13 protein-coding genes are annotated in these 15079 nt (G+C 66.8%); 1 reads left to right on the top strand and 12 read right to left on the bottom strand.

From position 1 onward, the window contains the following. Window positions 1–129: 129 nt before the first annotated feature. The 12 genes from ACNQR1_RS02070 to ACNQR1_RS02125 form a co-directional block, all read right to left on the bottom strand. Window positions 130–417 (bottom strand): WXG100 family type VII secretion target, encoded by a 288-nt coding sequence (locus ACNQR1_RS02070; protein ID WP_003883250.1) that lies wholly within the window; start codon window positions 415–417, stop codon window positions 130–132. A 35-nt stretch (window positions 418–452) separates the two neighbouring features. After that, entirely contained in the window at window positions 453–755 is a 303-nt protein-coding gene (locus tag ACNQR1_RS02075; protein ID WP_418043704.1) for a WXG100 family type VII secretion target, read from the bottom strand. Between the two features lie 95 nt (window positions 756–850). Next, window positions 851–2179 carry a PPE family protein gene (locus tag ACNQR1_RS02080; protein ID WP_418043706.1) on the bottom strand — a complete coding sequence of 443 codons (1329 nt, stop codon included), beginning with the start codon at window positions 2177–2179 and terminating at the stop codon, window positions 851–853. 40 nt (window positions 2180–2219) lie between these two features. Beyond that, window positions 2220–2513, bottom strand: a complete 294-nt coding sequence (locus ACNQR1_RS02085) for a PE domain-containing protein (protein ID WP_036390665.1) — start codon at window positions 2511–2513, stop codon at window positions 2220–2222. 180 nt (window positions 2514–2693) lie between these two features. Then, a complete protein-coding gene (eccCb, locus tag ACNQR1_RS02090) occupies window positions 2694–4445 on the bottom strand; it encodes a type VII secretion protein EccCb (RefSeq protein ID WP_418043708.1) in 1752 nt (583 codons plus the stop codon). A gap of 2 nt (window positions 4446–4447) precedes the next feature. Next, window positions 4448–6676 carry a type VII secretion protein EccCa gene (gene eccCa, locus ACNQR1_RS02095; RefSeq protein WP_418043710.1) on the bottom strand — a complete coding sequence of 743 codons (2229 nt, stop codon included), beginning with the start codon at window positions 6674–6676 and terminating at the stop codon, window positions 4448–4450. Further along, window positions 6673–8115, bottom strand: a complete 1443-nt coding sequence (gene eccB, locus ACNQR1_RS02100; RefSeq protein WP_418043712.1) for a type VII secretion protein EccB — start codon at window positions 8113–8115, stop codon at window positions 6673–6675. The genes eccCa and eccB overlap by 4 nt, the downstream gene beginning before the upstream one ends. Before the next feature lie 2 nt (window positions 8116–8117). Continuing rightward, a complete protein-coding gene (gene eccA / locus ACNQR1_RS02105) occupies window positions 8118–9842 on the bottom strand; it encodes a type VII secretion AAA-ATPase EccA (RefSeq protein ID WP_418043714.1) in 1725 nt (574 codons plus the stop codon). Next, on the bottom strand, window positions 9835–10413 hold the full coding sequence (locus ACNQR1_RS02110) for a YbaB/EbfC family DNA-binding protein (RefSeq protein ID WP_418043716.1): 579 nt from the start codon (window positions 10411–10413) through the stop codon (window positions 9835–9837). The genes eccA and ACNQR1_RS02110 overlap by 8 nt, the downstream gene beginning before the upstream one ends. A gap of 14 nt (window positions 10414–10427) precedes the next feature. Then, window positions 10428–11279 carry an ESX secretion-associated protein EspG gene (locus ACNQR1_RS02115; protein WP_418043718.1) on the bottom strand — a complete coding sequence of 284 codons (852 nt, stop codon included), beginning with the start codon at window positions 11277–11279 and terminating at the stop codon, window positions 10428–10430. Between the two features lie 15 nt (window positions 11280–11294). After that, window positions 11295–11606, bottom strand: a complete 312-nt coding sequence (locus ACNQR1_RS02120; RefSeq protein WP_418043720.1) for a type VII secretion target — start codon at window positions 11604–11606, stop codon at window positions 11295–11297. 31 nt (window positions 11607–11637) lie between these two features. Further along, complete coding sequence (locus ACNQR1_RS02125; protein WP_418043722.1) at window positions 11638–13185, bottom strand: EspA/EspE family type VII secretion system effector; 1548 nt, start codon at window positions 13183–13185, stop codon at window positions 11638–11640. A gap of 392 nt (window positions 13186–13577) precedes the next feature. Between ACNQR1_RS02125 and ACNQR1_RS02130 the strand changes: the two genes are divergently transcribed. Continuing rightward, complete coding sequence (locus tag ACNQR1_RS02130; RefSeq protein WP_418043724.1) at window positions 13578–15077, top strand: MinD/ParA family ATP-binding protein; 1500 nt, start codon at window positions 13578–13580, stop codon at window positions 15075–15077. Window positions 15078–15079: the final 2 nt, after the last annotated feature.

A 15079-nucleotide genomic window follows, 5' to 3' on the forward strand; every position in this document is an offset into this window, starting at 1 on the left:
GGGACCCCTCAGATAGTCAAATACAGATGGTTAGATCTTTACACCCAAGCACAAGTGGTGGGCGGGTTCGGCCTATCACCAGATAGACCAAGCACCCGCCCACCAAAGCATGCTTGTTGCCGCGCGGTACTAGGCAAACATCCCCGTGACGCCGGCCTCGGTCTGGGACATGGTCTGCCCCGCCTCGCTGATCGTCTGGGCGAGGTTCTGCAGCGCCTGGTTGAGCTCGTTGGAGGTGTTGTCCCAACGGGTCTGAACGGCCTGGTAGGCCTCCGAACCCGAGCCACCCCACGCCGAGGCGAGCGAGGCGAGAGAGCCCTTGCCCTCGTCCAGCAGGCCGGCGGTGGTGCCGACGGCGCCCTGGATTTCACTGGCTCCGCCTTCGATACCGGCGAAATTCCAAACCTGTTCTGTCATGTTTTGTCTCCGTTCTTGAGGTCTGTTAGGTCAGGTCAGATCTGCATCGACGAGGCCAGGTTGCCGGCCTGATCGTCATCGGTGCTCGAGTACTGCGAGCCCGAGGTGTGGATGTTGGTCGAGATCTCGTTCAGCTCCTGGATCTGCTTGTCAGCAGCCTCGTGGAACCGAGCCAGCGCAGCCTGGGCGGCGGTGCCGGCCTGACCCTGCATCTGGGCAGCCAAGGTGCCACCGGTCGACTCGACCTGAGCGATGACGCTCTTCAGCTCACCCGAGATGCGCTCGAAATTAGCAGCCTCCTTGGCGAGGACGGCGGCATCTGTATTCATCTGTGCCATGTTGGATTCCCCTTATTTTTCCTTTGTCCTCACCAGTAACGATTTGGCGAGTCCTCCGGCCGGGTGGCCGGAAAGTCTTGTGTTGTGACCGACGACTACCAGTCGTCGTCGGCGTCTTCTGATTGGTCGTATGTGAGAGCGGTCGGCGCGATCAGCCCGTCCTTCGTGCCACCACCCTTTTTTTCGTTGTGCCCGGCACCAACCGGTGCTCCGGGTCCGCCGCCCCCGCCGGCACCAACGGGTGCCACCGGGCCGGCTGCGCCCGAAGCTACACCGGCCGCGGCCGGCTTGGCCTCGCCGCTGATGCCCAACATGCTGGACAGCAGCGCCGTGCGCGGAGGCGATCCGAGCGCGCCCGGCAGCGACGCCGCACGCACCAGACCGGCTCCCGAACTCGGTCCCGCGCCGCCGGCCAGCGGATGGTTGGAGAACGGCATCGCCCCCATCAACCCGACCTGCATACCCCGATCGCTGCCCCCCATGCTGGAGAACTGGCTGACCATCTGGGTCACCTGCTGCAACGGCTGCGTCATGGCCTGCATCGGGCTCTGGAGCATCTGCGGGATCTGCCCCGCGATCTGCCCCGCCTGCTGCCCCATCTGCATGGCCATCTGCATGCCCTGCTGCATCGGGTTCTTCTCGGTCGGGTCCTGCTTCTCCTGCTGCCCGGCGTTCTCACCCTTGCTCGCCGCGCCGACCGCCCGCTGCTCGGCATGGTTGGCCTGCGCAGCGGCATTGCCGGCGAGCAGTTTCATCGACGAGAGCGTGGAGAGCGCGCTGATCCCTTCAACCGTCATGTTGCGGGCCGCACCCATTGCCGTCCGCGGAGCCGTCGACGCGAGCGCCGCCGCCACGGTCGTCTCACCGATCCCCGGCAGCACGATCGGCGTCATCGGCATGATCGGCTCGAACAGCAGGTTCACGGTCGTTTCGGCGTGGTACGCCTCCATCGCCCCGGCCGCCTGGTTCCACATCCGGACGAAGTAGTCCATCTCATTGAGCCCGATCGGCATCGTGTTGATGCCGAGGAAGTTGGTGGCTTCCAGGACGCCGTGAGTGATGTGGTTCTGCTCGATCTCCGGAATGGGCGGAGTGGTCGTCAGAGCCAGGGTGTACGAGCTGGCCTGAGCGCCGGCCTGCAGTGCGCGTTTCTGCGCCTGCAGCGCCATCGTCCGCAGCCAGATGATCATCGGCATGGCCGCGGAGACAGCGCGTTCACTGGCCCCGCCGCTCCACACCGCGGTCAGGTTGCTCAGGGCCCCGGCAAGTTCGTCAGCTTGGGTCTCCAGCAGGATCGCCAAACCCTCCCACCCGGTTGCCGCCTGAAGCATCGGTGCCGGGCCGGCACCGACCATCAAGCGGGCGGTGTTGACCTCAGGAGGCAGCGCGAACCAGGTCGGTGGAACGGGTGGTGCCGCAACCATGACTCGATGACCCTATCTCTGACGATTTGCCTACGGCTTGCTAGAGCGTGGTCGCCTGGGCTGCGTCGACCGCGTTGTAGATGCCTGCGATCTCCTGGTAGGCCGCGCCGGCCCGGGTGAGCTCCTCCTGGGCGAACGAGTTCGCCGCAAGAGCCTCGACACCCTCGCTGGCGAAGGCCATGGCGGCCATTGCCGAGACCTCGTCGGCGCCTGCCGGAACCAGCGCGGTGACGGCGGCAGCTGCGGTGGTGCCGCCGGCCAGACCACGGGCCGCGTTTGCGATCACCTGTGCCGCAACACCTTCGGCACCCGGGTTGTGCATCATCGGTTGCATTTGCTTGCTCCCCTGTTTCGATTGCAAATAACCAGGGACAAGCACTCAAGACCGACGTGGCATGAAGTTTGCCAAGTCGCCAAGGAATCTGTCCCCCGATCCCTTTGCTGGCGGGCCGCCGCCAGCGTTGCTGAGTGCGTTGGATAAATACTAACTGCCGTTCTGGGGTGCTGAGAACACTTATTCAGCGGGTGGATCCACATACGAGGCCTGGATGACTTCCTTGCCTTCCGGGGCGACCATAAATGCCTGGCCAGGGGGCCTTTTCTTGACGATGATCTCCCGCGAGGGGAAGTCGTTCTTCTCGCCCGAGAGGAACAAGGTCGGCGAACCGGCGCCGTAGGCGGCACCCACGAACTTGTCCATCGTGGCCCGGTGCGCCAGGCTCATCTGGCACGTCACGATGACGTGTAGGCCGATATCGGCTGCTGCAGGCAGCAGCGGACCCAGCGGCGCCATCGGCGACATCATGCCTGCGGCCGCGGTGATCATGTGCCAGTCGTCGACCAGCAGCACGATGTCCGGACCGCTCCACCACGACCGCGCCCGCAGCTGGGCGGTGGTCAGGTCCGGCGGTGGCAGCCGCTTCTTCAAGTTGGTCGCCAGTGCCTTGATCGCTTCTTCCAACGACGCGCTGTTGCGGTTGATCGCGCCGGCGGCCAGCAGATGCGTCTCGGGCACCGCGTCGAGCAGGCCAGACCGGTAGTCGGCCAGCATGAACCGCACCTGGTCTGGGCTGTTGCGACTGCAGATCGCCTTGGCCACCGCATGCGCGATGGTCGTCTTGCCCGACTTCGGGGCACCGAAGATCAGCAGATGTGGTGTCAGGTTCATCTGGTTGTAGGCCACGGTGAGGTCAGACTCGCGCAGCCCCAGCGGCACCTGCCAACGCGTCCGGTAATCGGAATCGGGTCCCGGCGGATTCGGGTCGAGCTGATGCAGGTAGATCCGGTCCGGCAGCACGCGCACCTGCGGCGCCTGATCGGTGTGGCGCGCGGCCACCTCCTGCACACCCGCCGAGATGGCGTCGACGATGTTGGCGGCGCTGTGGACGCCGTCCAACCGGGGCACCCCGATCATCAGGTGATGCTTCTCGAGGGAGACCGCCCGGCCCGGCCGGTTGGCCGGGATGTCCCGGGTGATGCGGTCGATCTGGGTCTCGTTCACGTCACCGAGGCGGAATTCGATCTTGGTGCCCAGGTAGTCGCGCACACGGGACTTGAGCTCGGTCCAGCGGGGCGTGGAGATGATGACGTGCACGCCGTAGGCCAGACCCTGGCCGGCGAGATCCTGCACGGCCGGTTCCAGGTCCGGGAACTCGGCCACGAAGGCGGGCCAGCCGTCGATCACCAGGAACACGTCACCGAACGGATCCTGCGCAGCCGGGTTGCTCGGATCCTCCCGCATCTCACGGTAGGACGAGATCGAACCGACGCGGTACTGCTTGAACACCTGTTCACGGGCCCTCAGCACGGCCTTGACCTCGGCCACCACGCGGTTGACCCGGTCCGGCTCGGCACGGGTGGCCACGCCACCCACGTGCGGCAGGTCCTCCATGTACATCAGGCCACCACCGCCGAGGTCGATGCAGTAGAACTGCACCTGCCGCGGCGTGTGGGTGGCCGCGGCGGACAGCATCAGGGTCTGCAGGAAGGTCGACTTCCCGGTCTGCGGCGCACCGCCGATGGCGATGTTGCCGCCGGCCGCCGAGACGTCGACGCCCCAGATGTCCTGCCGGTGACGGCGCGGCTCGTCCATGATCCCCAGCGCGAAGCGCAGCGGCGCCCGCTGGTAGTCGCGCTCGATCAGCTCGTTGACCGGGGTCGGATCCGTCAGCGGTGGCAGCCACATCTTGTAGGCGCGGCTCTCACCGGTGCCCAACTGCTCCAGGACGACCTCGCGCAACACCCGGGGTTCGGCGTCGGTACTCATGGTTAGCTCACCGCCGTATCAAAAATCGGGGTCGTCGTGAACTGGTGAATCCGCACCCGGGTCTGCCGTTGCGACCGCGGCCGGGCCTCGCCGTCCGCGGAGTCCTCCACCTCGGGCACATAGTTGGCGCCGGTGTAGAGCGTGCTGAACTTCACCGGGTCCTCCATACCCACCCGCAGGAAACCGACGCCGCTCTCCTTGTTGGTGATGTACTGCGCCTCCGGGGTACCGATCACCGCCTTGGACTCAGCGGAGCTGGTGGTACGCAACGCGATTCGGTAGGTCAGGTTCGGCTCGAGCTTGTCGATGCGGACACCGCCGGTGTTCAGCGACTGGGTGGCCAGCAACAGGTGCACGCGCAGCGAGCGACCCACGCGGCAGATCCGGTCGAACAACCCGATGAAGTCCGGATGGTTCTGCAGGAGCTCGGCGAACTCGTCGACCACCACGAACAGCGTCGGCAACGGCGGAAGGTCCGCACCACGCTCGCGGTGCTTCTCGTACTCGGCCACACCCGAGAGCGCACCCGCGGCACCCACCTGCATACCGGCCTGACGCAGAATCTGCTGGCGCCGGTCGAGCTCACCGGTGAGCACCTCGCCCATACGGCCGACGAGCTCGGCTTCCTCTTCCATGTTGGTGACGACGGCCGCGGTGTGCGGCAGCTTCTCCATACCCAGGAAGGTCGAACCACCCTTGAAGTCGGTGAGCAGCAGGTTGATCTGGTCGGGGTGGTGGGTGGCCACCAGCGACAGGATCATCGTCCGCAGGAACTCCGACTTACCCGAGCCGGTGGTTCCGATGAGCATGCCGTGCGGGCCTGCACCGAACTCCGCGCCCTCCTTGATGTCCAGCTTCATCACCTCGCCGGACTTGAGCTCGTGGCCGAACGGGATCTTGAGCCGGTCCCGGTCGGTGTCGGTGAACATCCGCCAACGCGACGGGGTCACTTCCTCCACCGACTTGGCGCCCACCAGGTGGTGCCATTCCTTGGAGACCTTCTTCTGCACCCGGACGTTCTTGTCGATGATCGTCCCGGTGATCGACCAGCCCGCCAGCTTGCGGGCGATTCGGCCGGCCTGCGCCGGGGTCATCCGGTCGACGACCCGGGTCACCTCGCGGTAGTTCTGGTTCGGCAGCTTGTCGTCGGCCGTCCCGTCCGCGTCGACCCGCAGCCGGTACGCCGAGCCGCGGTGGTTGCCGAGGGTGAGCACGGTGACGCCGGCCCGGCCGTCGACCGGGAAACCGGCCTTGCCGCCGGTCAGGTCCACCACGATCACGTACGGACCGCCCGGAGCGGCGTCCGCGCTGTGCGGGCCGCGCGCTGTCAGGTCGCTCAGACCGTCGGGGCGGGTGTAGACCAGCCGGGTGGGCCCGGCCGCATCGGTGTCGGTCTGGTGCTGCACATGCGGCAACCACTTGAGCCACGACCACTTCGGATCTTCCGGGTTGTCGGTGAGCACCCGGATCTGCAGCAGGTCCGGCGGATGGAACACCGCCAGATGACAGATCATCGCGGTCAGCAACGCCGAGGCACCGTCGATGTCACCACCCACGGCGATGGTCGGAAAGGTGCGCAGCTGAACAAGTTTCGGGCAATCGTGGATCAGGCCGTGGGTCCGCAGGAACTTGGTCACCCACATGTGGCTGACCGGCTCCAGGTGCGGTTGCGGCGCGCCCTGCGGACCGGCCAGCTCGCCGCTGGTGTTCGGCTTGAGCAGCCGGTCCACCGCGATCTCGGCGCCGATGCCGATCCGGGTGGCGGCGTAGAAGTCCGAGTTGGCCTGACGGGACCACTGCCGGTGCGTGCCGATGATCGACAACAGATCGTCGGGATGCGGTGCGTGGTAACCGAAGAACGCCACCTGCGCGGTCGCCGACGACGTCACGCGGGTACGCAGGCCGGCCAGGTACCGCAGGTATTCCTTACGGTCGGCGTTGATCTCGGGCACCCGCTTGCCGCCCTGACCGCCGCCGGACATGAAACCGACGGTGCCCATGATCATCATCAGCGGCATCATCAGCATGTACGGAGACAGCTGGCGTACGCCGGTGAAGATCATGATCGCGATCATGCCGATCATGCAGCCACCCATGACCCACGGCATGGCCTTCTGCATGCCCGAGGGCGGGATCTCGATCCCGAGGTCATCCGGTGCGGCGACGTTGATCTCGCCCGGTGTCAGCCGCGGCCCCCGCTTGATCGTGGGAGTGAACTTCTTGGTCGTCATGAGCCTTGCTTGCTTTCGACTTTGCGCGGATGTGGGTCGGCAGGCAGCGTGTCGTGCTCAAGCAGCGCCGCGTCCTTCGACAACACCGGGCCCTCGACCAGCAGCCCGACGACCTGCCACGGCGCGTTCACCGAACCGGACAAGCCCAGATTCTTCGCGGCATCGTCATTGGCGATGCCGTACCGCACCCCTTGCGGGTCGATGTAATACAAACTCTCGCCCACCCGGGGATCCGGTGACTGCAGCCGGACGAACTGGCCGCCTTCGATGTACACCGTTGCGTCACCGCCGATCTGGTCGATCCCGGTGCCGACCGCCGACGACGGGATCGGCAGCCGTCGGCCGGCGATGACGGTGGTCTTCGGCGCCTGATCGCCGGGTTCACGCTGCCAGGCCCAGCACAGCACCGGCGAGTCCTGCCGCAGCAGCACCTCGAGCGGCTTGTCCGGCAGCGGCGAAACGTACACCTGCTCGGCGATCTTGGCCACCACACTGGCCTCGACCGACGGCGGCTGCAACAGTCCGTAGGAGTTGGTGGCGCGCAAGGCCGCCGCGGTGGTCGGGTTGACGCGGGCCACCCCGTCCGGCAACACCACGTAATGCTGGGGTTCGGATTCGGTGGCCGTCTGGAAAACCGACCCGATCACCAGATTGTCGGGCAGGCCAACGGTATTCGGTGCACCGGCGGCCGCGATGGCCGGCAGCTGCCACGGGCCCATGTTCGCCAGCGCGTTGAACAATCCCTCCGATACCGGTGTGGCCTTCGCCGTGACCGGGATGCCCACCGCCGAACTCACCGCCCGGTCGCCCAGGTCGATGCTGTGCCTGCCGTCGGCGGTGACCAGCCAGTTGCCGCCCTCGAACGACACCAGCATGCCCTGGTTCGGCTTCATCGGTCCGACGGCCAGATCGGTTGCCAATGAACGGATCAGGATCGAGGATTCCACCTTGGGGGCTGAGCTGTCGGGCTTGGCCACCGTGTCACACAGCGTCCAGCGCGACGCGGGCACGCCGGTCGGCGTGGCATACGGCGCACCGGGAATACCGATCGGCTGGCCCTTGGGCAGCCGATTGAGCTCCTCGGACTTCACCGCCGACGGGGTGCCCGAATTACCGAGGGCCAACCGGGCTGAGGTCAGGTTGTAGACCGGCCGCAGCAGGTTGCTGCCGGGCAGCATCACGTAGAGCTGATTGGTGGTGCGGTCCACCAACAGCTGGTCGCTGCCCTGCTTGCCCAACGGCTTGAAGTACGCCATCAGCGCCGCACCGAGGCAGATCAGCACGGAGACCACGACGCCGGCGAACACCGCGCGGCTGTAGAACTGCAGCGGATCGTCGAACATCCGGGTGTCCCGGCGCACGATCGCGTGCTCGACGCGCCGCAGCAGAAAGCGCCAGCCGCTGACCTGGACCTTGGTGGTGAGCCGGAAACCTGCCATCCCTACTCGCCGATGTTCAGGCGGCTGTGGACCGCCGCGATCGCCGCCGCCATGTCTTCTCCGTTGATCTCACTGAGCTGCTCGACGCCGAGCGTTTCGAAATCCAGCGATCGGGAGAGCCGCATGTCGCGGTTCTGCTCACCGGCCTCCACCAGCTGGCGCGCGTAACGACCGTTGCCCGCGATGTCCAGTGCGGGCTTGTTGTTGAGCCTGCGCTGGCTCAACAACGTCGCAGCCTCGTTGACCCGCTTGCAAGCGTCATCGTCGAGCCACGAATCATTGGCCTTGGCAATGACTTTGCCGATCTCGACAATGTCGTCGGGCGAGTAGGAGTCGAACTCGATGCGGGTCGCGAACCGCGAGCGCAGGCCGTCGTTGGCCTCCAGCAGCCGGTCGATGTCGTTGCTGTAGCCGGCGATGATCACCACCAACCGGTCGCGGTCGTTCTCCATCCGGGCCAGCAGGGTGTCCAATGCCTCGGTGCCGAACGGATCGGCGCGGCCGTCGCGCTCCTGCACCAGGGTGTAGGCCTCGTCGATGAACAACACGCCGCCCAGGGCCCGGTCGATCGTCTTGGCCGTCTTCACCGCCGACTGACCCTCGTACTCCGCGACGAAGTCCTTACGCGAGGTTTCGATCAGCTTCGGCTCGGCGATGACCCCGAGGCCGGCCAGGATGTTGGCCACCACGCGCGCGATCGTGGTCTTACCGGTGCCGGGCGGGCCCGCGAAGATCATGTGCTTGGAAGTCTGGGCCACCTTCATGCCGCGCGCGGCACGGATCCTGGCCATCTGGGTGGCCGCCCGGTACGCCTCGATCTGCTCCTTGACCCGGCCCAGACCGATCTGCCGGTCGAGCTCGGCCTGCGCCTCGGCCAGCAGCTTGTCCCGGCCCGAGGTGTCGGCCACCACGCTGGACGGATCCCACGGATCGGTGCGGGCAGCGATCTTCTCGGCGGTGGTGGTCTCCAGTCGATACGCCGAGTCACGCAGCGCCGCAGTGACTTTGGGTTCAGGGAAGTTGGCCTGCAGCCATTCCAGGAGAACCTGGGCGGACTCCTCGTTGCCCTGGTAGCGCCTGGCCATCGCCAGGTACCAGGCGATCGCCGGTGCGCACGCCTGACCGGCCGGGGTGTCATTGGCCTCGGTCAGCCTGCGGTCCGCCTCGGTGAACAACCCGAGGTTGGCCGCCGCCACGCCGTGGGCCACCCCGGCCGCCGCAGCCAGGAACTTGTCCGGCCACTGATCGGCGCCGCGCACCTGGTCGATCACATCGGTCCAGCGTTGTGCCGCACCGTAGATGACCGCCTTGACCCAGGCCACCAGATGGTCGGACCCACCGGACGGGGCATCCTCCAACGCCTCCATCGCGTCGGCGAAGTTCCCCTCGGACGCCTCCTGAACGGCGAAGCCCATGGTGATCGCCAACGGCGAGTTGATCGGGTAGGAGATGTCCTTCCCGTAGATGCCGCCGATCGGGATCCGCGCGCCGACACTGTTCATCGAGATCTCGGCCGAGCCGGCCAATTGGCCGAAGTTCGAGCGCGAGTACCAGGCCCGGAACAGCGTGACCCGGTCGTTGTCACCGCAGCGGATCCGGCCGACCCACGCGTCACACGCGGATTCGTCGTAATTGGTGATCTCGGTGAACATCTCGAGCGAACGCGCCGGAGAACTGCTCAGCATCCCGACTGCCGAGCCGAACATCCCAGCGAGGTGGTCAACCATGATCGCCTCCATAGCGAGTCGAAAAGACCTGGGCCCGAGCGTCATCGGCTTGCTCCGGGGTGAGCAGATCCAGGTCGCGGGTCAGAAAGTCGCGGGTCGCCGCGTCGTCGTGGCCATGCTCGCGCATTCCTTCGAGCATGAACGAGTATTGGGCGGACTTGGCCTGTTGAGCGGCCAGACCCGCGATCACCAGGATCTCCTCGGCGAGATCCCGTTCGGTCAGGTTGGTGACTCTGGGTGCCAGCTCGATCTGATGCACCCTGCCGTCCATGAACGCCGTCACCGTGACGGTTTCGGGCGGGTTGGTGACGGTGAACAGCGGCACTGCAAGGTTCTCGTCCTCTTCGACGGAGCCGTCCCAGTACCCGGTGCCGCCGGGTGCGGCGTCATCGGACTCTGGTTCGTCTTCGTCCGATTCGACATCCCCGAAGACGACACCGTCGTCGTCATACGTCCCGAACGCATCCAGAGCTGCAGCGTCCGAACCGTCGTCCGGGTACGAGGAATCCAGGGCCGAGAGGTTGTCATAGTCGTCATCGTCGTCCGGATGATGTGGCGGAAAGTCACCCACCGTGGCGGCCTCTTTCAGTGCAGGTAGGAGCTATCCGGTTCAGCCTTGTCAAACCATGAACCCGAGGGCAGGAATTCGATCAACCCATCCAGGGCACGCTGGAGATTGTCCTTGGTTCCGGTCAGGAAGCTGCCGTAGAGCTCCCCGTTCACCCGGCGCGGGATGGACACGATGCGTCCCAGCTTGGAATCGAGCACACCTGCGGCGACGTCGACCTGAGAGGTGGTGCCGCCCGGATTCCGCTCGGACACCACGAGTTCTACCCAGCTCTCCGGCTCGGAGATGATGTTCGCGTACACCCGCGCCGAGGTCGGCGGGATCCCGTAACCGGTCAGCTCGTCGGCGGTCCGACAATTGGCCAGGGTCGCCGCGACACCGGTCAACGGCTCGACACTGGCCGGCATGCCTTCTCCGAGCACCGTCATCACCATGCCGGCCAGACCCACCTGCGCGGCCACCCGCTGCAGCACCAGCATGTCGTTGTCGCGGGCGGCGACCACATGCCGACCACCCTTGCGGCACACCACAAACCGGATCATCTTCCCGCCCACGTCGCGACGCCACCAGCGCCCTTCCAACGTGCGATCGGGCCTGCTCAAGGTGTCGAGCATGGCGGCCACCTCGGGGTGCGGGGTGCCGAAGACGTCCAGCACGCCCTGGGCCATGAGGTCCCGCTCAACCTGTTCCCACACGGTCTTGCGCAGGTCGGGTTGCGGAATGTTCAGCCGGATTCCCATCGAAGGCGGGAAATCGGCCAGGCCCAGCTTGTCGGCGACCACCAGGATTCCGTCGATGGTCAGTTCGGCCCCGACGACATCGTCGATCGCCGCGGTATTCGCGTCGTCGACACTGTAGGGATTGGTCATGAGTCCGCCCCGCCGCTATCGAACGGTTCCACGGAGGGCGCCGGCCATCGTCGAATCCGTCCGGTCGTACCCACCCGCTGCGCGGGTCAGCTTCTCGCCGAGGTCCTGCGACACCCTGGCCATACCGGCCCCGGCAGCTCGACGCGCGTTGAGCGCGGCCTCCACGGCCGCAGCCGACGACGATGAAATCGGCCCGTGTGTGACACGCACGGACGCGCCGACACCGTCGACAACTCCGGTAGCCATGGCCAGGCCGTTCGCAGCCTGACTGTGTTTTGTTGATAGCTCGTGCAAATGAGCGGTGGCAACCCGCAAATCACCCGCCATGAAATTCCCCTCGATCCCTGTCCCCGGATTCTTACCTGTCGATCACGGCCGCAGATCCGGGTACACCGCGATCTAATGTAGCCGCCGCTGCCATATGCAGCTGGCCCTGCTCGAAATCCGCCCCGACATGCACCGGAGCCGGACCCGCCACGCCGCCGCCGGCGGCCACGGCTTCCAAGTCGGGCGGCAGTGTCTTGGCGGGCTCGTCCGCCGCCCCGCCGCCCAGCGGATCGGCCGGCTCACCCGCAGCATCTGCTGTGGACGGGCCTTCGGCCTGGTCCTTCGCCGGCTCGTCACCCTCGCCTTCGTCGTCCTTCTCGCCGTCCTTGGAGTCGTCCTTGTCGCGGCCGTCCCCGTCCTCGCGGTCCTCGTCATCGGGGTTGTCAGCGTCGGTGCCGCCCGAAGCCTGGACGAGCTGGTCCGCGCCGGCGCCACCCACCTGACTGCCCAACTGCGCCGCCTGCATTCCGGCCTGGGCCGCCTGACTGGCCGCCTGCAACACGCCGCCGAGGATTCCGCCGAGCGGGCTCACCAACGACCCCAGAATCCCGCCGAGCGCGCCGGCGGCTTCCGAGGCCATCGCTGGGGACGGAGACGGCGCAGCAGCCGGCATGCTCGATGGCATCGCGGAAGCCGCCGCCGGGCCCGTCGAACCCGTGGGTGCGCCGCCTGCGCCACCACCGGTCGGAACACCTCCTCCGGACGGGGCATCTCCGCCACCGCCCGACGGCTCGCCGGTGGATTCGCCCGGTGCGGTGATCCCGGGCTCTCCCGGTGTGGCGGGCTCCTCCTGGTCGCCGACCGGAGGCGCGAACTCCGCACCGCTGGGGGCCGCACCGCCGGCCAGGCTCTCGTATTGCGATGCAGCGCTGCGCAATACCGCTGCGTTCTGGTCGATATGCCCATGCAGGGTTTTCAGATCGCCGCTCGAGTCGCCGACTGCCTTGGCCACCATCGCGAATTCAGCTGACATCTGGGCTGCCGTTCCGAAGCCCGGAATGACTCCGGCGCTCGTGGTGAGCAGGCTCATCGCGCCCAGCCAGTCGGAATGCTCGTCGAGGCTGTCGCGGGCAGCCGTGATCTGGCCGGCTTCGGCCGTCAGCACCCCCGCCACCATGTTGTCCAGACCGAGCATCGTCTGGACCCGGCCGACCTGCTCGGTGTTGCGACTGGCGTAGACGCCTGCGCCGCCGCTGTTCCAACTGTCGTCGGGGAACGCCGACGCGAGCACCTGCCCGACCGCGCCCATCTTGTCAGCCCCCTGACCGAAGCGTTGTCCGTTCTCGGGAGCACCGACCCCGGTGCTGTGCTTCATCGACTCGATGGTCTGCTGACCGGCGGCCAGGATGGGCGACCGCGCCGTCCTGATCAGCCGCTGGCCGATCTGCGAGGCGAAGAAGTTGGTGGCCTTCTGGCTGAGATCGACGATCTGGCCGCCGAACTTGCCAACCTGCTCGAGTTCGGGACCCACTGTGTTGCGGGCGATGAACTCTCCGACCTTCGCGGCACGCTCGGTCCACTTCAGATTGTTCGCGATCACGCCTTTGCCGAAATCGGCAATATCGCCCAGCAGTCCCATGCCCCGTATCCCCTTCGCCGGAACAGAGATTACCAGCGCATCCGACCCGGTCAGCACACTAATTTCGGCCCTCGACGCCGACGAGATCGACGGTCCCGGGAGTGACTCCGACCACGGTTTATCGCATTTGAACGGTCGTTTTTCCCGTGGTGTGCGAACCCGCGCCAACAACGCCCGCGCGCGTCGCGCACAGTGGCTGTACCCGGGTTCTGCACCCCCTCCGATGGGCACCGTTCAACCGCGGTTTCGGAGTACTCCGAGGTTTGCCGCACAAATTTGCTGCACCGCAATTTCGGCCCGATTACGGACGGATCGTGCAAGCCGGACGGGTTGTAGTCGATACTTGAGCACGGTCAAAGTTCCCTTGTGTGAGTTCCGGAGGAGATTCAGGCGTGCCCGACCCCGACGACACCTTGCGGCGAGAGCTCGGCTGGACGGGTCCGGAGGAATCCCACTTCGAACCCGACACCCGGCCGACCCGTCGCAAGCCGCCAGAGCCGCCGTCGATTCCCGGGCGCCCGCCGGTCAATTTCGTGCCGTCGAAACCCCCGGAACGTACTGATCCCGACGATTCCGGGTCATCGCAGGGAATACCGACCGACCCCGACGCCGAGCGGGCCCGCAGCACATTCCGGGAGGCGCCGCCCGCAGCACCCGCCCCTCCGCAGCAGCAGGCGCCACCACCACCCCCACCGCCCGCGCCTCCGGCACCATCGCACCCTCCGCGCGAGACCCATCAGGCACCGCCCAACCAGGGCCAGCCCGATCCCCGGACCGACGCATGGGAGCAGCATCCGCCCGGCTGGCAGCTTCCGTCGCAGCAGCGTCCGCCCGGCCCCGGAGGCCCGCCGCCGCAGCATCCATACGGGCCGCCTCCCGGCCAGCCCTGGCCCACCGAAGGTGGATTCGCACCGGATCCAGCCGCGACACAGGGCATTCCCCCACTGCCGACCGGCTCGTACGCCGACCGCATCCGGGTCAACGACCTCGTGCCGCCGAAGCGTCAGCCGCCGGGCAGCGGTTGGCGACTGTTCGTCTACCGGGCGACATTCGGACTGGTCAATCCCGGTCCGTCACCCGAGGACCTTCGGATGGCCGAGTTGGAGACCAAGATCAAGGGCCTCCTGCGCGGGCACTACAAGGTCGGAGTGATGGGCAAGGGCGGGGTCGGGAAGACCACCGTCTCGGCCAGCGTCGGGTCGATCTTCGCCCAGCTGCGCCAGGACGACCGCGTGGTGGCGATCGACGCCGACACGTCCTTCGGCAAGCTCGGCAGCCGCGTCGACCCGCAGGCGCAGAGCTCGTACTGGGAACTCGCCAACGACAAGCACCTCGACTCATTCGCCGACGTGCGTAGCCGGGTCGGCACCAACGCCGCCGGGCTGTTCGTCCTCGCCGGCGAGGGCACGCCGGCCCGACGCCGGGTGCTCGACGCCGCCATCTACCGCGAGGCCACCACTCGGCTCGACAAACACTTCTCCATCTCCGTGGTGGACTGCAGCTCGACGATGGATTCGCCGGTGACCCAGGAGGTGCTGCGCGACCTCGACGGCTTGATCGTGGTGTCCTCACCGTGGGTGGACGGCGCCGCGACCGCGGGCCAGACGCTGGACTGGCTCGCGGCCCATGAGATGACGGACCTGCTGCAGCGCACCGTCGTGGTGCTCAACGATTCCGACGGCCACGCCGACAAACGCACGCGGACGATCCTGGCCGGTCAGTTCTCGGGCCAGGGCCAGCGGGTGATCGAGGTGCCGTTCGACGGGCATCTGCGGCCCGGTGGCGTCGTCGACCCGCGGGAGATGTCGACCCCGACCCGCCGCAAGTTCCTCGAGATCGCCGCGGCCCTTGCCGAGCACTTCCCGACCCAGGACGAGCGGCGCGACCGCTAGCC

Origin of the sequence: Mycobacterium sp. 48b (assembly GCF_048282725.1) — a bacterium.
In the GTDB taxonomy this organism is placed as follows: Bacteria; Actinomycetota; Actinomycetes; order Mycobacteriales; family Mycobacteriaceae; genus Mycobacterium.